Annotated in this window: 16 protein-coding genes and 3 pseudogenes; 4 read left to right on the top strand and 15 right to left on the bottom strand. The window is 66.1% G+C overall.

What is annotated here, in order from left to right; genetic code table 11:
• Positions 1–17 precede the first annotated feature (17 nt).
• Positions 18–311, bottom strand: coding sequence for a hypothetical protein (locus tag IAE34_RS04670; RefSeq protein ID WP_200137694.1), 294 nt, complete (start codon positions 309–311; stop codon positions 18–20).
• Between the two features lie 59 nt (positions 312–370).
• On the opposite strand from IAE34_RS04670, the gene pbpC reads away from it, so the two are divergent.
• The gene (pbpC, locus tag IAE34_RS04665) at positions 371–2731 is read left to right on the top strand and encodes a peptidoglycan glycosyltransferase PbpC (RefSeq protein WP_200137693.1); all 2361 of its coding nucleotides are present in this window, start codon (positions 371–373) and stop codon (positions 2729–2731) included.
• Positions 2732–2908: 177 nt separating this feature from the next.
• Here pbpC and IAE34_RS04660 read toward each other — a convergent pair whose 3' ends face one another.
• The 8 genes from IAE34_RS04660 to IAE34_RS04625 form a co-directional block, all read right to left on the bottom strand.
• Entirely contained in the window at positions 2909–3685 is a 777-nt protein-coding gene (locus IAE34_RS04660; protein WP_200137692.1) for a response regulator, read from the bottom strand.
• 112 nt (positions 3686–3797) lie between these two features.
• On the bottom strand, positions 3798–4268 hold the full coding sequence (locus IAE34_RS04655; protein WP_200137948.1) for an A24 family peptidase: 471 nt from the start codon (positions 4266–4268) through the stop codon (positions 3798–3800).
• Positions 4269–4458: 190 nt separating this feature from the next.
• Positions 4459–5019: a DUF4136 domain-containing protein gene (locus tag IAE34_RS04650; RefSeq protein WP_200137691.1), complete on the bottom strand. Its 561-nt coding sequence runs from the start codon at positions 5017–5019 to the stop codon at positions 4459–4461.
• A gap of 19 nt (positions 5020–5038) precedes the next feature.
• Entirely contained in the window at positions 5039–5659 is a 621-nt protein-coding gene (locus IAE34_RS04645; RefSeq protein ID WP_200137690.1) for a DUF4136 domain-containing protein, read from the bottom strand.
• Between the two features lie 22 nt (positions 5660–5681).
• The gene (locus tag IAE34_RS04640; RefSeq protein WP_200137689.1) at positions 5682–6431 is read right to left on the bottom strand and encodes a methyltransferase domain-containing protein; all 750 of its coding nucleotides are present in this window, start codon (positions 6429–6431) and stop codon (positions 5682–5684) included.
• Complete coding sequence (locus tag IAE34_RS04635; RefSeq protein ID WP_200137688.1) at positions 6428–6733, bottom strand: nucleotide pyrophosphohydrolase; 306 nt, start codon at positions 6731–6733, stop codon at positions 6428–6430. The genes IAE34_RS04640 and IAE34_RS04635 overlap by 4 nt, the downstream gene beginning before the upstream one ends.
• 67 nt (positions 6734–6800) lie before the next feature.
• The gene (locus IAE34_RS04630) at positions 6801–7658 is read right to left on the bottom strand and encodes a MaoC family dehydratase (RefSeq protein ID WP_200137687.1); all 858 of its coding nucleotides are present in this window, start codon (positions 7656–7658) and stop codon (positions 6801–6803) included.
• 2 nt (positions 7659–7660) lie between these two features.
• On the bottom strand, positions 7661–9013 hold the full coding sequence (locus IAE34_RS04625; RefSeq protein WP_200137686.1) for a 3-oxoacyl-ACP reductase: 1353 nt from the start codon (positions 9011–9013) through the stop codon (positions 7661–7663).
• 156 nt (positions 9014–9169) lie between these two features.
• Between IAE34_RS04625 and IAE34_RS04620 the strand changes: the two genes are divergently transcribed.
• The gene (locus IAE34_RS04620) at positions 9170–10447 is read left to right on the top strand and encodes an acetyl-CoA C-acetyltransferase (protein ID WP_200137685.1); all 1278 of its coding nucleotides are present in this window, start codon (positions 9170–9172) and stop codon (positions 10445–10447) included.
• Positions 10448–10486: 39 nt separating this feature from the next.
• Entirely contained in the window at positions 10487–11275 is a 789-nt protein-coding gene (locus tag IAE34_RS04615; RefSeq protein WP_200137684.1) for an AraC family transcriptional regulator, read from the top strand.
• An 18-nt stretch (positions 11276–11293) separates the two neighbouring features.
• Here the strand turns inward: IAE34_RS04615 and IAE34_RS24660 are convergent, their stop codons facing one another.
• From IAE34_RS24660 to IAE34_RS04595, 5 genes and pseudogenes are all read right to left on the bottom strand, one after another.
• Positions 11294–12022: a methyl-accepting chemotaxis protein gene (locus tag IAE34_RS24660; RefSeq protein WP_442793255.1), complete on the bottom strand. Its 729-nt coding sequence runs from the start codon at positions 12020–12022 to the stop codon at positions 11294–11296.
• Positions 12023–12151: 129 nt separating this feature from the next.
• A pseudogene (locus IAE34_RS24655) lies at positions 12152–13081 on the bottom strand (HAMP domain-containing protein); the annotation flags it as partial.
• 326 nt (positions 13082–13407) lie between these two features.
• A pseudogene (gene cueR / locus IAE34_RS04605) lies at positions 13408–13812 on the bottom strand (Cu(I)-responsive transcriptional regulator).
• Positions 13809–16211, bottom strand: a complete 2403-nt coding sequence (locus IAE34_RS04600) for a heavy metal translocating P-type ATPase (RefSeq protein ID WP_200137682.1) — start codon at positions 16209–16211, stop codon at positions 13809–13811. The pseudogene cueR and the gene IAE34_RS04600 overlap by 4 nt, the downstream one beginning before the upstream one ends.
• A 52-nt stretch (positions 16212–16263) precedes the next feature.
• Positions 16264–16650, bottom strand: coding sequence for a hypothetical protein (locus tag IAE34_RS04595; protein WP_200137681.1), 387 nt, complete (start codon positions 16648–16650; stop codon positions 16264–16266).
• Between the two features lie 145 nt (positions 16651–16795).
• On the opposite strand from IAE34_RS04595, the pseudogene IAE34_RS04590 reads away from it, so the two are divergent.
• Positions 16796–16993 (top strand): annotated as a pseudogene (locus IAE34_RS04590) (heavy-metal-associated domain-containing protein).
• 37 nt (positions 16994–17030) lie between these two features.
• Here the strand turns inward: IAE34_RS04590 and IAE34_RS04585 are convergent.
• Positions 17031–18686 (bottom strand): hypothetical protein, encoded by a 1656-nt coding sequence (locus tag IAE34_RS04585; RefSeq protein ID WP_200137680.1) that lies wholly within the window; start codon positions 18684–18686, stop codon positions 17031–17033.
• Positions 18687–18715 lie beyond the last annotated feature (29 nt).

Here is an 18715-nt window from a genome sequence, read left to right as displayed (position 1 = left end):
GTCCCCTCAGCCAGGGCTCAGTGGATGATCCAGCTCAGCACCCACAATCCCAGCACCAGCCAGATGATCCCTGCGATGATCGACGCTCGCATGAAGGCCCGGATCGCCGAATACAGCAGCATCAGCCCGACGATGAGCGCCAGGATGCTGACCAGCGACGTATCCATGCCCAGGGTCCGCGACAAACCGTCGATGAAATTGCTGCCGGCGTTGGCCAGCAGGTTGAAAAGACCGCTCATGAGATCGACGATGAACTTGATCACCGCACCCAGCGCCTGCCCCAGCCACTCGAAAAAACCTTCTACATGCATAGTCGCTTCCTGATGATCGTTCCAAGCCTTTGGCCATTGTCCCGGCGCGCGGGTTCCCGATGCTGCGCGCAAGCATAGCCCGTCCGCGCACCCGCGCGGGTCGCTGGCTGCTCGGGTCGCTGATCTCGGGGCTGGTGGTGGTGGCCCTGCTGGCGCTGGCCGATCGGCTGTGGCCCTTGCCCATGCCGGGCGATGACCTGGCGCGGGTGGTGCTGGCCGAAGATGGCACGCCGCTGTGGCGCTTCGCCGATGCCGATGGCGTGTGGCGTTATCCGGTCAGCCCCGAGGAGGTCTCGCCGCTGTACCTGGAGGCACTGCTCACCTACGAAGACCGCTGGTTCTACGACCATCCGGGGGTCAATCCCCTGGCCCTGGTGCGCGCCGCCTGGCTCAACCTGCGTGGCGGGCGGGTGGTGTCCGGCGGCAGTACGCTGTCGATGCAGGTAGCGCGCCTGCTCGATCCCCATGACCGTACGCTGGCCGGCAAACTGCGCCAACTGTGGCGCACGGCGCAGCTGGAATGGCACCTGTCCAAGCCTCAGATTCTGCAGATCTACCTCGACCGTGCGCCGTTCGGTGGCACTTTGCAGGGTGTCGCCGCCGCCAGCTGGGCTTATTTGGGCAAGTCGCCGAAAGCCCTGACGCCGGCCGAGGCCGCCTTGTTGGCAGTGCTGCCCCAGGCGCCCAGCCGCCTGCGTCCCGACCGTCATCCCGAACGTGCCCAGCAGGCCCGGGACAAGGTGTTGCAGCGCCTGGCCGACTACCAGGTGTGGCCTGCCCAGCGCATCCGCGAAGCCCGTGAGGAGCCGCTGTTACTGGCGCCGCGGCAGGAGCCGACGCTGGCGCCCCTGCTGGCTCGTCGCCTGAACACCGCCGACAGCCCGCCGGCGATCCGCACCACGCTCGATGCGTCCTTGCAGCGGCGCCTGGAAGACCTGCTGCTGGGCTGGCGCGCCCGTCTGCCCGAACGCACCTCGGCAGCGATCCTGGTGGTCGAAACCCAGAGCATGGCGGTGCGCGCCTACCTGGGTTCGGTCGATCTGGGCGACGAGCGCCGCTTCGGCCACGTCGATATGGTGCATGCCTTGCGCTCGCCCGGCTCGACCCTCAAGCCGTTCCTCTATGGCCTGGCCATGGACGATGGCCTGATCCACTCCGAATCGTTGTTGCAGGACGTGCCTCGTCGCTATGGGGACTATCGCCCCGGCAACTTCTCCTCAGGCTTCAGCGGACCGGTTTCGGCCAGCTCGGCGCTGGCGTTGTCGCTCAATTTGCCGGCAGTGCAGTTGCTCGAAGCCTATGGACCCAAGCGTTTCGCCGCGCAGTTGCGCATAGGGGGCGTGCCGCTGGCATTGCCGCCGCTGGCAGAGCCGAACCTGTCGCTGATTCTCGGCGGAGCCGGCAGCCGCCTGGAGGACCTGGTCGGCGGCTACGCCGCGCTGGCGCGCCAGGGCAGGAGCGCGCGCATCCGCTTGCAGCCGCAGGACCCGCTGATCGAACAGCGCCTGCTATCGCCCGGCGCGGCGTGGATCGTGCGGCGCATTCTCAGCGGTCAGGCGCGCCCCGATCGCGACCCTCGGGCCGAACTGGTGCCGCGCCCGCAATTGGCGTGGAAAACCGGCACCAGCTACGGTTTCCGCGATGCCTGGTCAGTGGGCGTCGGTCCGCGCTACCTGATCGGTGTATGGATCGGTCGGCCCGACGGTACGCCCGTACCGGGGCAGTTCGGCCTGGCCTCGGCCGCACCCCTGATGCTGCAAGTGCACGACCTGCTGAGCAACCGCGACCGTCAGCAGGGCGTCGCCATCCCGGTGGAGCAGGTGCCGGCCAGCGTCGGCGTGGCCGCGATCTGCTGGCCGCTGGGCCAGCCGATGAAGCGACAGGACCCGCAGTGTCGACGTCAACGCTTCGCCTGGACCCTGGAGGGCACCACGCCGCCCACCTTGCTGGCCGCCGATCAGCCGCTGGGCCTGGGCCTGCGTGAGACGGTGTGGCTTAACGGGCAAGGGCTGCGCGTCGACGCTCGTTGTCCCGGCGCTCGCGCGCAGGACATCGCGCTATGGCCTGCGCCGCTGGAACCCTGGCTGCCTCGGGCCGAGCGGCGCAGCGCGCGCCTGCCGGCAGTCGATCCGACCTGCCCGCCGCAGGCGCCCCCGAGTGCCCCACCGCTGACGATCGTCGGCGTGCGCGGCGGCGATCACCTGCGTCAGCCGCTAACCAGCCACGAGCCCTTGCAGGTCCAGGTGTCGGCGCTCGGCGGGGCCGGGCGACGCTGGTGGTTTCTCAATGGCCACCCTCTGGGCGAGACCCAAGGACAGGACAACCTGACACTGCGCTTCGAGCAGATCGGCCGCATGCAGCTCAGTGCCCTGGATGAAAGCGGCGAGACCGCGCGCGTGGAGTTCGAGGTGGGCCAGTAGCGCCCCTTCATCGTCAGCGCCGGCCGGCGTATGCGCAAGCCCTGGGAAACAGGGTGTTTAGGGTCTCCAGACATGACGATCACCGGCAGATGCTGACGCGCGGTGTGGTCGCGCAGGCGCTGGATCGGATCGATACCGAACCTGCATCGCCCCGTTGCCTCATCCATTGGCCAGCCGTCAATGCGCGGTGAAGCGCTGGTTCACGGGCGAGTTACTAGGCGCCAGGGCCAGGGCGAGCTGAGTTCGATTGTGCAACCGAGTGAGGCGCAGGACCTGGGAAACGTAGAGCTTCACCGTGTTCTCGGTGATGCCCAGCTCGCAGGCGATCTGGTAGTTGGTCTTGCCCTGGCTCACCAGTCTGGCCACTTCGAGCTGGCGCGGCGAGAGCTTCTCGAACGAGGGTGGCAGCTCGCTCATCGGTTCCTCGACATCGTCGGCACGGCGGTGAACGCCCTGGCCACGGGCTTTCTCAAGATCCTGATACAGGGTGTCGATGGATTCGGCCAATTCCTGCAGGCGCTGGTTAAGCGTGCCCAGTTGCTGGACGCCGTTGCGACGTTCCTGCAGGGCCTGCTCGCGGCGCCGCAGCCCCTCGAGTAATTCGGCCGGGTTCATGGGCTTCTGATAATAGTCGGAGAAGCCCTCGCGCAGCGCGCGAATCACATCCTGCTTGTCGGCATGTCCAGTCAGCATGATCGCCTCGAACATCCGCTGCTCGCCGCTCAGTGCTTTCAAGGCGCGCATCAGCTCGATGCCATCCTGGCCGGGCATGCGCAGGTCGCAGACCACCAACCCGATGGATTCATCGGCCTGGTAGCACTCGATGGCCTCGGCCGCGCAATGAGCCGGAACGCAGCCGTAGCCTTCGCCTTCGAAATAGTCGCAGAGCTGTTCGACGATCATTGGCTGATCGTCCACGATCAGCACCTTTGTTTCACTTGCACCTTTGTTCACGCTCAACTCCCTGTCGGTACGGGTAATGCTCCGTGGCCAAACCGGCCGATACACGTGCAGATCCTGCATATTCAGCGTATCCCTGTCACTGTGACTTGGACCGCAGGGTCATTTATTGGATCCATGCAAAGGTCAGGAGCGCGCCGCCCAGCACGAATGGGGCCAGGGGCTGATGGTCACCCACCTGTTCGGTCAGGCCTCGCAGCACCCTCCTGAGTTTCGGGTTGGACGAGCGCCACAGGCGACGGCGGCATATCAGCCAGATCAGCAGCACCACACCGGCGCCGATGAAGGTGCCCAGCATGTGCACGTAGCCGGTGGTCAGGGCCAGCGCGCCGAGCAGCTTGACGTCGGTGGCGCCGAACCGGCCCGACCAGTAGCCCGGCAGGGTCAGCAACATGACGATCGCCAGCGCCCAGCCGGCATCAACCGGATCAGCGCCCATCCAGCTATGACCTGTGGCGAACAGCCAGATCAGTGCGCAAACCGCCGCGCCAAGTGTGAGGCGGTTGGAAATCTGTCGTTCGCGAACCTCTTGTTCGGTGCACAACGCTAGCCACATCAAGAGAACAATGCTGTGCATCGGGCAAATGGCCATCCATCTTTGTGAAACGAATCCTGCCATTACAGGAGATTCATCGTTGGACGGCGGGCGTACGCGCTGTCCATTCTGCTTGCCCGAGGACGAGCTCAACAGGTCACGTCGCCCTCATGACGGTTTCAGTCCAGTGTAGTCAGAATAGTGGCATCTTGCCGGATAGACTGGTCAGCGCTCAGCGAGGCGGGTAGTGGGACAGTAGCTGCGCCACGGTTTTCTGGATCGCCGTGGTACGCGCCTGCGGGGTCGCTGGGTAGTCGTCAATGGCATGTTCGGCGCTTGCACGCCACACCAGCTTGCCGTCACGGCCATCGAGCAGATCGATCTGCAGGGTCCCTACCTTGTAGTCCACGCTGCGCGTCTCGTTGTACATCGGCCCACCCCAGTACGGGCCCCAGGCGCCACCCCAGGCCCCGCCGTAAGGGATGGTGACCTGTTGCTGGCGATCTTCGACGATCAGGTACACGCGAACCTTGAGGTCTGCAGGGGCGCCTCCCGCGACAGGTCTCAGGCCACGCTGGTCGAGCTGGGCGGCGACTGCCTGACGCACGCGCTGCTCGGTGAGGTCGCTCTTGATCCGCGGATCCTCCGGTCGGTACTGCAGCGCCGGCTCCTGCCAGCTCCAACTGCGATAGCCGGCGAAGTCGCGGCCGGCATCGAAATCCTGGGTAACCTGGTTGCTGGCGCAAGCGGTCAGCAACAGTGCCAATGACAACACCACGAGGCGACGGATCATGATCGATGCTCCTGGGGGATTAACGCGGCGGGTAACCGCTGAGGGCCTTGCTTGCAGCCTCGCGCAGTGCGTCTTCACGTTCGCGCGGCGAGCCGCGATCGCTGCCGCTTTCCGCGCTGGCGCTCCACACGGCCTGGCCACTGCGAGCATCGAACAGATCGATGCGCACCACCATCACGTCCACCTGGTAGGTACGCACGATCGGTACGCTGCCGTAGCCGCCGTAGCCGTTGCGATAGCCGCCATAGCCGATTGCACCGTAGGGGTAGGGGTCATAGTCGTAGTCGCGTGCCTGCCGCAGCCGCTTCTCCAGGCGCAGGTCGGCGCTCACCAGCAGGTCGCCGGTGGTGCCATGGGCCGGGCGCAGGCCGTGCTGGTCCAGTACACCGCTGATGGCATCGGCCAGTTGCGCCGGATCGGCATTGGCGAAACCGCCGGGCAGCTGGCCGTTGCGCCAGCTCCAGCTGCGATAGCGGCCATAGTCGCGTGCCGGGGTGGGATAGGCGCTGGCGTCGAAGGTGCGCGCCGCTTGGGGCGGTGCCGGCGGTAGCGGCAGCGAACTGGCGACGTAGGGATTGCGACTCTGGCAGCCCACCAGGGCTACGCAGAGCCAGACCAGGCACAACGGACGGTATGGCATGTGCTCCTCCTCCCGAGCGGCATCAACGTGGACGACAGATCCAGTGCAGGTAGCGGCCGAGCCCGGCGAAGGTCGGGTGCCGGCGGTGGGCGAGCTCCATTTCCAGCAGATCGTGCAATGCCGCCTTGGCCTGGAATTCCCGGGGCATGTAGTCGTGGAAAACCCTGACGCCACTCTCTGCTTCGACCTGCCACTGCGGTTGGAGTTGCGCGCGCAATTCGCGCGGGTCCAGGGGCATCTGTGGCGTCAGGCTGTGCTTTTCGCCTGCCAGCCGGTCGCTGCGCAGTTTGCGCAAGTGCCCCTTGAGCAAGTTGCGGTACACCAGCGCGTCACGATTGTAGAACGCCAGGGACAACCAGCCATCGGCAGCGGTCAAGCGGTGTAGCGTGGGCAGAATGCTATGGGGTTCGGCCAGCCACTCCAGCACGGCGTGACACACCACCACGTCGAACGGCGCGTCGAGCTGGCCGCACAGATCCTGCCAGGGCGCCTGCACGAAGGTCGCTGTCTGTCCGGCCTCGGCGAAGCGTTGCCGGGCGCCGTCGAGCATGGGCGCGGCAGGCTCGGCCAGGGTCAGCTGATGGCCGCGCTGGGCCAGCCACAACCCCATGTGGCCCAGGCCTGCGCCGACGTCGAGGATGCGCAGCGGTCGCTGGGGCAGGGCTTCGGCCAGGTCGGCCTGCAGCACGGCGAGGCGGATCGCGCCCTTGGCGCCGCCATAGATCTTCTCCGCGAAGCGGCTGGCCAGCTCATCGAAATGCCGATCGTTCATCGGGCGAAGCGCCTTTCGCTGTGGGCCAGCTTGGCGCGGACCACCGCGTCCATGTCCAGCCCGAGCTCGCTGCACAGCAGCAGCAGGTACAGCACCACATCGCCGACCTCCTGGCCGACATGTTCGAGTTGTTCCGGTGACAGCTGGCGCGACTGCGCTTCGGTCAGCCACTGGAAGATTTCCACCAGCTCGGCCATCTCCACGCTGGCGGCCATGGCCAGGTTCTTCGGGCTGTGGAAGCCGCGCCAGTCGTTGTCGTCGCGGATACGGTGCAGACGCGCCGTGAGTTCTTGCAGATTCATCGAGGCTCTCCTTCTGGCCCATAGCTTCGGACGGGCCAGAGAGCAAAGCAAGTGAATTGCGAGCGTGCTAGAGGGCTCTCCAGTGGCCGGTCATGTGCAGCAGGTCGGCCCCCTGTGCACGGAGTATCAGTTGCCCCTGCGGCCCCGCGGCACTGGCGGCCAACAGTACCTGCGACGGCAGGCGCACCGGTTTGTGGAAGTCGACCGCGAAGGCGTAGCCGGCGACCGGCAGGTGCCCGCGCAGCTTGGCCAGGGCCATCGCCTTGCTCCACAGGCCATGGGCGATCGCCTTGGGAAAGCCGAACAGCCGCGCACTGGCTGCACTCAGGTGAATAGGGTTGTAGTCGCCGCAGATCCTCGCGTAGCGCCGACCGATATCGGCGTCCGCGTACCAGCGGGTGACCTCCGGCAAGTCTTGGCGGGTAGGGAACGCCGCAGACGCTGCCTGGGGGACGTCGAGCTTCAGTCCCTTGACCAGCATCCGACTGGTCTCGCGCCAGAGCAGGCCCAGGCCGTCTTGCGCTTCGGTGATCAGATCGAAGGTGCCGCCCTTGGCGTGGGCCTGCAGGTTGTCGGCGTACACCGCAAAGCGCAGCCCTTCGATAGCGCCCAGAGGGCGACGCACTTCGATCTCGTTATGCAGGTGCACCAGCCCGAGCAGGGGAAACGGAAAGTCCGCTGCGGTCAGCAACTGCAACTGGAGGTTGAACGCCATGACATGTGGATAAGTGGGCGGCAGGCGGCCCTCGTCGCTGAAGCGGCAGAGATTTCGGTACTGCGCCAGGTTCTTCGGGTCCACGCGCAGGAAGCAGCGCAGGCCGCGGTCGGGCAGTTGCCTGCCGCTGATCGCGCGTTTGCCCAGCGCCTTGAGATACAGGCCGCTGCGCCCTTGCGGGGCATGCAGATCGAGCCAGCTTCGGTTCATGTTCACGCCCCCATCAGTGCCTGTCCACACACACGCAAAACCTGCCCGCTCACCGCGCCGCTACCAGGCTGGGACAGCCAGGCCACGGCCTCGGCCACGTCTTGCGCACGGCCGCCCTGGCCCAGCGAACTCAGGCGCCGTCCAGCCTCGCGCAAGCCCATGGGCATTGCGGCGGTCATGTGCGTTTCGATGAAGCCCGGGGCCACGGCGTTGATGCTGATGCCTTGCTCGGACAAGCGTGGCGCCCAGGCCTCGGCCAGGCCGATCAGCCCGGCCTTGCTCGCCGCATAGTTGGACTGTCCGCGATTGCCCGCGATGCCGCTCACCGAGGCCAGCAGTACGACGCGTGCATGCTGATGCAAGTGCCCTGCGTCGAGCAGCGCCTGGGTCAGCAGCTGGGGCGCCTGCAGGTTGACGGCCATGACCGCGTCCCAGTAGTCGGGAGTCATGTTCGCCAGGGTCTTGTCGCGGGTGATGCCGGCATTGTGCACCAGCACGTCCAGCCCGTTGGGCAGCGCCTGGAGCAACTGCTGCGCTGCGTCGCTGGCGCAGATGTCCAGCGTCAGGGCCTGTGCGCCGATACGACCGGCCAGCGCGTCGAGGTCCTGGCGCGCCGCCGGCACGTCCAGCAGGATCACCTCGGCGCCGTCGCGGGCCAGCGTCTCGGCAATGGCGGCGCCGATGCCGCGTGCGGCACCGGTCACCAGGGCGCGTTTGCCTGCCAGCGGGCGGGTCCAGTCCTGTACCGAACTGGCGCACGCATGCAGGCGCAGGACCTGGCCTGAAACGAAGGCGCTCTTGGGCGACAGAAAGAAACGCAGGGCGCCTTCGAGCTGATCCTCTGCGTCGGGTGCCACATATAGCAACTGTGCGGTCGCGCCATTGCGCAGCTCCTTGGCCAGGGAGCGGCTGAAGCCTTCGAGGGCACGCTGGGCCACCCTGGCCTGTGGGTCGTCGAGCTGCTCGGGCGGCCGGCCGAGAATCACCACATGGGCGCAAGGAGCCAGGCTGCGCAGCACGGGTTGGAAGAACTCGCGCAACTGCCCGAGGGATCGACTGTCCGAAAGGGCACTGGCATCGAACACCACCGCCTTGAGTTTCGGACCGAGCCCCGCGACCCAGGCTGGCGACTCCAGGCCCTCGCCGAGGCAACTGTAGCGCTCGTCGGTGAGCGCCGCGGATACCCGCTCCACCCGGTTGGCCAACGGGCCGCCGCCGATCAGCAGGGCGCCCTCCACCGGGCGCAGGCGTCCGGCCTGCCAGCGTTCCAGCGCAGCCGGGCGCGGCAGGCCGAGGGCGTCGACCAGGCGGCGGCCGAGGTTGGAGTTGGCGAAGCCGAGGTAACGGTCGCTCATGATGTGGGTCTCCCTGGAGGCAAGCGTCAAGTGTGGACCTTATTTGCCCTAGGTGCGTTCGAATCCTGCGAAAGCACCTAGGCTATAACCTGGCCAAGGCGCGCGCTGCGGTGCTTGAGTGAAATCGAATCCAATTGTTTCAGGAGCAACCCGCCCATGCAGTCACCTCGTCGAGTCGCCATCCTGGGCGGTAATCGCATTCCCTTCGCCCGCTCCAACGGCGCCTACGCCACGGCCAGCAACCAGGCCATGCTCACCGCCACGCTCGAAGGGCTGGTCGAGCGCTACCGTCTGCATGGGCTGCGCCTGGGCGAAGTGGTCGCTGGCGCGGTGCTCAAGCATTCGCGTGACCTCAGCTTGACGCGCGAATGCGTGCTCGGCTCGCGGCTGTCGCCGCAGACCCCGGCCTACGACATCCAGCAGGCCTGCGGCACTGGCCTGGAGGCGGCCTTGCTGGTGGCCAACAAGATCGCCCTGGGACAGATCGACAGCGGCATCGCCGGTGGCGTGGACACCACCTCGGACGCGCCGATCGCCCTCAACGAAGGACTGCGTGGCGTGCTGCTGCAGGCCAACCGGGGGCGCAGCCTGGGCGAGCGCCTCAGGCCTCTGCTCAAGTTGCGTCCAGGGTTCCTCAAGCCCGAGTTTCCGCGCAATGGCGAGCCGCGTACCGGGCTGTCCATGGGCGAGCACTGCGAGCGCATGGCGCGCACCTGGCAGATCGAACGCGCCGAGCAGGACGCGCTGGCACTGCTCAGCCATCACCATCTGGCCGCCGCCTACGAACAGGGGTGGCAGGACGACCTGCTCACCCATTTCCTGGGCCTGACCCGCGATAACACGCTGCGCCCGGCGCTCAGCGCCGAGCAGTTGGCCAGGCTCAAGCCAGTGTTCGACAAGAGCGCCCAGGGCACCTTGACTGCCGGCAACTCCACGCCACTGACCGATGGCGCCGCCCTGGTGTTGCTCGGCAGTGAGGCCTGGGCCGAGCAGCATGGCCTGCCGGTACTCGCCTACCTGGTCGATGGCGAAACGGCGGCGGTAGATTTCGTCAAGGGCCGCGAGGGAATGCTCATGGCTCCGGTTCACGCAGTACCCCGCCTGCTGGCGCGCAATGGCCTGACCTTGCAGGATTTCGACTACTACGAGATCCACGAAGCCTTCGCCGCGCAAGTGCTCTGCACGCTCAAAGCCTGGGAAGACCCTGGCTACTGTCGCGAGGTGCTGGGCCTCGACGCGCCGCTGGGGGCGATCGACCGCGACCGTCTCAACGTCAAGGGCAGCTCCCTGGCCGCCGGCCATCCGTTCGCCGCCACGGGTGGGCGCATTCTGGCCAATACCGCCAAGCTGTTGGCCACGGCCGGCAAGGGACGGGCGCTGATTTCCATCTGTGCAGCGGGCGGGCAGGGGATCACGGCGATCATCGAGCGCTGAGGTGATAACCTTGCGGCACTCGTCTCGATGACCCGTGCCATGCCGTCTTCCGTCAGCCTCGCTCCGCCACGTGCCATTCCCGATCTGCAGCAGTTGCCGCGGCCGCTGTACGCGCGCGCCGAAAGCCTCGGCGCCGGCTCCTGGACTACCCGCCACCAGCATGACTGGGCGCAGTTTTCCTACGCCATCAGCGGGGTCCTGGGGGTCTATACCAGCGACGGCAGCTATTTCGCGCCGCCGCAGTGGGGGGTGTGGATTCCCGCAGGGCTGGAGCACGAGGTGGTCACTTCCATGCAGGCGGAGATGCGCAGCCTCTACGTGCGCCGCGATGCCTGCGCCTGGGCCGACGAGGCCTGCCGAGTCCTGGAGGTGACGCCCCTGGCTCGCGAGCTGATCAAGCAGTTCTGCCACATGCCCGCGACCTACCCTGAGGGCGACACGGCCGAAGCGCGTCTGGTGGCGGTGCTGCTCGATCAGTTGCAGGCACTGCCCCAGGTGGGCTTCTCGTTGCCGCTGCCGCGCCACCCGGGCCTGCTCGCCTTGTGCAATCGGCTGATCGCGGCGCCTGACCAGAGCCAGACCCTGCAGCAGTGGTCCCTGCAGCTGGGCGTTTCCGAGAAGACCTTGATGCGCCTGTTCCAGCGCGAGACGGGCCTTAGCTTTCGCAACTGGCGCCAGCGCATGCGCCTGCTGTCGTCGCTGGCGCTGCTGGAGGCCGGGCAGAGCGTGACCGACGCCGCGCTGGGCTGTGGCTACGACTCCACGTCGGCCTACATCGCCGCCTTCAAGCAACTGTTCGGCGCCACGCCCGGCGAATTGCGCCTTTAGCGAAGCGCCTGCCCCCACTCAGGTTCTGAAGCGCCGCACCAAGGCGTCCAGCTCGTTGGACAAGCCCTCCAGGCTTTGCGAATCCTGCCGCGCCGCCTGCGCCAGTTCGGCCACCAACTGGGCATCGCCATGGATCTGGCTGATGTGGCGGTTGATGTCCTCGGCCACCTGGTGTTGCTCCTCGGCGGCCGTGGCGATCTGCGTATTCATGTCGCGGATCACGTCCACCGACTCACGGATATGGCCGAAGCTGTCGCGCGCCTCGCCGATCCGGCTGACCGACTGCTGCGACACTTCCAGGCTCGCGTGCATCTGCGCGGCCACCTGCGCGGTACGGTTGGCCAGGGTGCCGAGCAGCCCGTCGATTTCCGCGGTCGAGTCGGCGGTGCGCTTGGCCAGCGCACGGACCTCGTCGGCCACCACCGCAAAGCCGCGGCCTTGTTCACCGGCGCGCGCCGCCTCGATGGCGGCATTGAGCGCCAGCAGGTTGGTCTGCTCGGCGATCGAGCGGATGGTGCCGAGGATCGACTGGATCGAAGTGCTGTCGCGCTCCAGTTGCTGCATCGACTGGGCGGACTGTTCGATCTCGTGGCTCAGGCGGTCGACGCTCTGCACGGCGGCATCGATCTGCTGCTGCCCCTCGCGCGCCTGTTGCTGGCCGCTGTCGGCCGACTGCGCAGCCTGGCTGCAGGAACGGGCCACCTCGTTGGCGGTGGCGACCATCTCGTGGAAGGCAGTGGAGACCATGTCCACGGCTTCGCGTTGACGACCGGCCGCCTCGGCCATGTCACCGGAGACCCGGGTCGAACTGGCCGAGGTGCTGAGGATTTTCCCCGCCGCGCCGCCAATGTGCTGGATCAGACCGCGGATCGCCCCCAGGAACTGGTTGAACCAGCTGGCCAGTTGCGCGGTTTCGTCATTGCCGCGTACATCGAGGTTGCGCGTCAGGTCGCCTTCGCCCTGGGCGATGTCCTCCAGCCCGCGGGTCACGCCATTGATCGGACGCACGATCAGCTTGGCGAAAGTGGCACCGACCACGGCGAACAGCGCTGCCAGCGCGAGCGCGATGCTGCCGATCAGCCAGGTGAGCCGCGTGGCGGCCTGCATCACTTCGGTTTCCTGGATCAGGCCGATGAAGGTCCAGCCCAACCGGTCGTCGGTGTAGACGTTGGCCATGTACGACTCGTCGCCGATCTTCACCTTCACCAGGCCCTTGCCAGCCTTGGCCAGGTCGGCATAGCCGCCACCGAAGCTTTCCAGTTGCTTGAAATTGTGGGCGGGGTCGCGAGGATCCACCAGCACGTTGCCGTTCTTTTCCACCAGCATCAGGTAGCCGCTGTCACCCAGCTTGATCTTCTTGACGATCTCGGTGAGGGCCTTGAGCGAGACATCGATGTTGATCACCCCACCCGGATTGCCCAGCTGGTTGCCGATGGCCCGCACGGTGCTGATCAGCACCTGGTCATCGGTGGCCCAATAGTAGGCGTCGCTGCGCACGGTCTTGCCGGGGTTGGCCATCGCCAGTTGATACCAGGGCCGTACGCGTGGGTCGTAGCTGGTGTACTTCTGGCCAGGCGGCCAGCTCACGTAGCCGCCGTCGGCCACGCCATAGGAGACGTAGGCATAGGCCGGGTGGGTCTGGGCCAGGCGCGTGAGACTCACCATGATCGCCTCGTCCTGAGTACCCCGCTCGGCAGGCGCCGAGGCGCCCATGTACTTGGTCAGGTCGCTGCCGGAGGCCGCGAGTTCGGGGAGCGATGCCAGGTAGTCGACGTTTTCGTCGATGGCCTGGAAGAAGATGTTCATCGCGTTGACGATCTGGCGAATCTCGCGGGTACTGCCATCGAGGAAATCTTCGCGGGCATCTTCGCGCAGGTTCATGACCACCAGGGTGGCGACGATGACGATGGGCAAACCGGCGATCACCGCGAAGGCCCAGGTAAGTTTTTGCTTGATGTTCATTCGCGCTCCTGGGTTGTTTTTGTCAAGGCAGGTAACCGATATGAAGAGCATCGGCAGAACGCGAACATTTCTGAAGGAAGACTCGTAGGAATTGCAGATGAAATCTACGTTAAAGACGCTTTCGGTCGTTTTTGGCTCATGTGGCCTACCGCCGAGCCCTGCTGCGCTGCTTATCCACAGCAATCACCCTCATTGGCCAGGCCCTGAAGAATCGGGCAATCCGGCCGATCGTCACCCTGGCAGTGAGCGATCAACTCGCTCAGGGTGTCACGCAGGCCCACCATTTCCTCGATCCGCCGATTCAACTCATCGATGTGCTGGGTCGCCAGCGCCTTGACGTCGGCACTGGCGCGCTGGCGGTCCTGCCACAGCGCCAGCAGCCGGCCCACCTCCTCCAGCGAGAAGCCCAGGTCTCGTGAGCGTTTGATGAAATTCAGGTGATGCAGGTCATCCTGCTGGTAGAGGCGATACCCACTGTCACTGCGCAGCGCCGGCTTGAGCAGGCCGATGGACTCGTAATAGCGAATCATCTTGGCACTGAGGCCGGTGCGTCGCGCGGCCTAACCGATGTTCATGGGGTCTCCTGCGGGGCATTGTCGGCGGGTTTCCAGGTCTTGAGCCACAGCGCATTGCTGACCACGCTGACGCTGGACAACGCCATGGCCGCACCGGCCAGCACCGGATTGAGATAGCCGAACGCGGCCAGGGGAATGCCCACCAGGTTGTAGATGAACGCCCAGAACAGGTTCTGGCGGATCTTGGCGTAGGTTTTGCGGCTGATCTCCAGGGCTGCCGGCACCAGCCGCGGGTCGCCGCGCATCAGGGTGATACCGGCGGCCTGCATGGCCACGTCGGTACCGCCGCCCATGGCGATGCCGATGTCGGCAGCGGCCAGGGCCGGCGCGTCGTTGATGCCGTCGCCGACCATGGCGATCGCGCCCTGCTGCTTCAACGCGTTGACGGTCGCAGCCTTGTCGGCCGGCAGCACCTCGGCATGCACGTCGTCGATTCCCAGCGCCTGGGCCACCACCTGGGCGCTGCCACGGTTGTCGCCGGTCAGCAGGTGGGTGGCGATGCTCTGGGCGTGCAGCGCGGCGATCGCCTTTTCGGCGCCCGGCTTGAGGCTGTCGCCAAAGGCGAACAGGCCCAGGACCCGAGGCTGTGGCGAGCGCTCGATCAGCCAGGACAGCGTCCGCCCCTCGGCTTCCCAGGCCTGGGCGCTGGCCTGCAGCGCACCGGGCTGCAATCCGCTCTCGTCGAGCAGGCGGCGGTTGCCCAGCGCCATGACCCGACCCTGAACCTCGCCCTGGATACCGCGCCCGGTGAGCGACCGGCTGTCGCTCACCGGGGGTATGTCCAGCCCCTGCTCGGCGCCGGCGTCGAGTACCGCCTTGGCCAGCGGGTGCTCGCTGCCGCGCTGCAGGGCGCCGGCCAGGCGCAGCAGGGCCTGTTCATCGCCTGCCGCCGCCTGGAGATGGACGATGCGCGGGCTGCCGGAGGTGAGGGTGCCGGTCTTGTCGAACACCACACCGCTCACCCCATGGGCACGTTCCAGGGCCTCGGCGTCCTTGATCAGGATACCGTGGCGTGCGGCCACGCCGGTGCCGGCCATGATCGCCGCTGGCGTGGCCAGCCCCAACGCGCAGGGGCAGGCGATGACGAGCACGGCGACTGCATTGATCAACGCATTTTCCAGAGGCGCACCGGCCAGCCACCAGCCGGCCAGCGTGATCACGGCCAGCACCAGTACCGCCGGCACGAACACCTGACTGACCCGGTCGACCAGCTTCTGGATAGGTGCCTTGGCGGCCTGGGCATCCTCGACCAGACGAATGATGCGCGCCAGTACGGTTTCGGTACCCAGTGCCTGGGTGCGCACCAGCAATCGTCCCTCACCGTTGATCGCGCCCCCGGTGACCGGGTCGCCAGGTGCCTTGGCCACCGGCAGGCTTTCACCGCTGATCAGCGCCTCGTCGGCATGACTGCTGCCTTCGAGCACTTGGCCATCGACCGGGAAGCGTTCGCCCGGCTTGACCAGCACCGTGTCACCCAGTTGCAACTGGCTGATCGCCACATCCTCTTCGCGCCCCTCGACCACACGTACCGCGCGCTCCGGTCGCAGAGCTTCCAGCGCGCGGATGGCACTGGCGGTCTGGCGTTTGGCTCGGCTCTCCAGGTACTTGCCCAGCAGCACCAGGGCGATCACCACCGCCGAGGCTTCGAAGTACAGGTGCGGCTGCATGCCGGCAGGCGCCTGCGCCCACTCGTACAGGCTCAAGCCGTAGCCTGCACTGGTGCCTAGCGCCACCAGCAGGTCCATGTTGCCAGCGCCGGCCCGCACGGCTTTCCACGCCGCCCGATAGAAGCGCGCGCCGAGAATGAACTGCACAGGGGTGGCCAGCACGAATTGCGCCCAGGCCGGCAGCATCCAGTGCAGACCGAAGGGCTGGACCAGCATGGGCAGCACCAGCGGCAAGGCCAGCAGCAGCGCCATCACCACGGCCAGGCGCTCATGACGCAGGCGTCGCTGGGCATCCCGGCGCAGCTCATCGCCGCTGCCTGGCAGGCTGGCACCATAGCCTGCCTGCTGCACCGCGGCGATCAGCGATGCGTCGGCGACACTGCCCAGCACCTCGACATGGGCACGCTCGCTGGCGAGGTTGACGCTGACCTGTTCCACCCCTGGCAGTTTGCCCAGGGCGCGCTCGACCCGGCCGGCGCAGCTGGCGCAGGTCATGCCGGTGATCTGCAGTTCCAGCATGCGGGTCGGCACGCGGTAACCGGCCTGGCGCACGGCCTCGACCAGTTGCGTCAGGCTGGCGGCAGGCGCCTGGACTCGCGCCTGCTCGGTCGCCAGGTTGACACTGACCTGCTCGGCGCCGCTGACTTTGCGTAACGCGCGCTCGACACGCCCGGCGCAGCTGGCGCAGGTCATGCCGTCGATCGGCAGGTCGAAGGTGATGGATGCGGGCATGGCGTCTCTCCTTGATCAGGCCATGAGCATCAACCTTACCACCTGGGTAAGGTCAATACCCCAGGTCCGCTCGCGTGAGCCCCAGCCCGTTCTGCCCCAAGGTGATGCGGTACTTGCTGATCTCGCCGGCCTTCATGAGCAGTCGAGTGCTGCGCTGGTCCTCCACGCCCGACGCGCAGCCCGGCATCTGCCCGGGCAGTTGGCGCAAGCGCACATCCACCGGCCCAGGCGGCAGGTTGAACGAGGTCGACTGCTCCTGAAACACGCGTCCTGAGAGCTGGTCGTTGAGATAGACACCGATTTCGCAACTGGTAGCCACTTCCAGGCGCTCACGGGAAATGATCAGCACACCGTATTGCGCATTGCCCTCGGCGCTGGCGGGCGGCACTGCGGCCAGCACGCTCAAAAGCCCGACAACGCCCGCCGTTACCCTGAACATGAGAGTCTCCTTGTTGCTGACGATCCGCAAAGCCGCAGCTTGGCCGAGCTTGGCTCGGAATGCCAGCCCGGTCGTTGCGAGAAGCACTTGACCTTGTCACGGAGGGAAGGTTGAAACTGCGGCAAACCCCGAAGGAGGTAGCACCATGCAAGTGTTCAACGTTCAAGGCATGACCTGCGGCCATTGCGTCAAGGCGGTGACCAAGGCGATTCAGGCGCTCGATGGCAGTGCCCAGGTCGAAGTCGACCTGGCCGGGCGTCAGGTGAAGGTATAAGGCACTGCGTCGGCGCAGCGAATCGTCGAGGCGCTGGGCGAGGAAGGCTATCAGGCACAGGTCGCCTGAATGCGCGGCGGCGCTCGAAGGCCGCCGCACCCTCAGTTCAGGCAGGGACGTCGTAGTGCAGGTAGCGCGAGAAGCAGATACCCGTATCCGGCGTTCCTCCGCTGGCGTCCTGGCTCATGGAGTAGTTCACATAGACCCTGCGGCCACGGTTCGCTGCGATCCACGCCGCCGGTACCGTCCACTCCAGCGCGGCTTGACCATTGCTGGAATAGCGCAGCAGGGGAGACTCCTGTGCCCAACCCGACTCGGGATGCGCCCAGAGTACCTTCACGCGCCAGGCCGTATTGCCGGTCTTGGCGATCCGTACCTGATTGGCACGCGCCATGATCGGTGGGGGCATCGATTGGAAGGGCGCGGGATTGTCCTTCACCCGGCAGCGATAGAAGGGCGATGCGTGAACCGGACCGTTGGGTTCGGTGAGGACGGTGTAGTTGACATTCGCGGTGCCGCCAATGGTGTCGATGATCTCGGTGTACTGGATCTTGAACTCCATCGGACCAATGGCACGTACCGTCTGCACAGGCGTATTCCAGTTGATGTTGTTGGACCAGGTCACCCGCACCGAGTGGCCAACGCGCATGCCCGTGTAGGCCGGCACCACCACGGTAGCCTCGCCGTTGCGGTTCTTGCGCAACCAGCGCTGGTCGAGCATGCCATTCTGCAGGTCCTGGACGGTGGGAGCAGGCAGCGACACCTGCTCCTCGGACTCCTTGACCCGCGCCACCACCGCGCTGGAAGTCAATGTGCCGTTCACCCGAGCGACGCTGTAGCTGACAGTCACCTGCCGATCCTTGCTTTCACGTGCCCACGCCAGGTCCAGCGGGATCGTCAGCGGCCCGTTGCCTATCACAGGTTCGGTCTTCTGGCGCGGGGTCGCTCCCTGCCAGAGCACGGTGACCTGATCGCCCGGCTGCATGCCGTAGTCCGGCACCTGGACGTCCAGTTGGGTCAGGCCCCTGAGGTCGATGAGGTCGACCCGCGAGCCGTTCGCCCGCAGCGTCGATGGCGACAACTGCACAGCGACCTGAACAGGCCGAGCCAGTCGCGAGAAATTGTCGACCAGGTCGCGTATGTAGTATGTCACCGGCACCGAGGGATGGGTGCCTGCTTCGAGCAGTACCTGCTGAGGAATCGATACCCACTCGACAGCCGCCGGATCGGTGACCTTTGGATGGGAGACCTCGAGATTGCCCCAGCGTACCGTCAACTCGTCACCTATTTCCTTGTTGATCCAGCGGGGGACTTGCACCGTGACAGGTGAGCCCAGATGGGTGACCGGGTTGGGTTGGACGATACAGGGTGCCAGAGCGTTGTTGTAGGGTGGCTGCGGGTCCGGACCCTGACCGCTGCCGCCCGGCACCAGGGTGTTCACTGCGATGGTGCGCTCGGGGCTGCGCTCCACAGGCGCTCCGCTGAGTGTGTCTTCGTAGGTGTAGTAAACCCGGCCCGAGGGTGGCCGGATGAAGCGCACCGGGACCGTGAACTCCAGCCTCAGGCTCGAGACATGTACTGGATCGATGATGATCTTGTCGACGGGAACATCGTTCCAATACAGCACCGCCTCGTCGTTCACCCTGGGCAGCGTGACCATGGAGGCGTGAAGACGCACCGGCGCCTTGAGCAAGTCATAGCCCAGACCCAGTCGTGGATTGGTCGCAGAGTCGTTTAGGTCGGTGAAGTAGAGTTCGGGCAAACCTAGTTTTCCTGGCCCATTTCTGGAAG

The sequence above is a fragment of the Pseudomonas sp. S30 genome, assembly GCF_016518545.1.
Classification (GTDB): domain Bacteria; phylum Pseudomonadota; class Gammaproteobacteria; order Pseudomonadales; family Pseudomonadaceae; genus Aquipseudomonas.
Note: the sequence above shows the minus strand (reverse complement) of the source record. Positions and strands in the feature narration are given on the sequence as shown.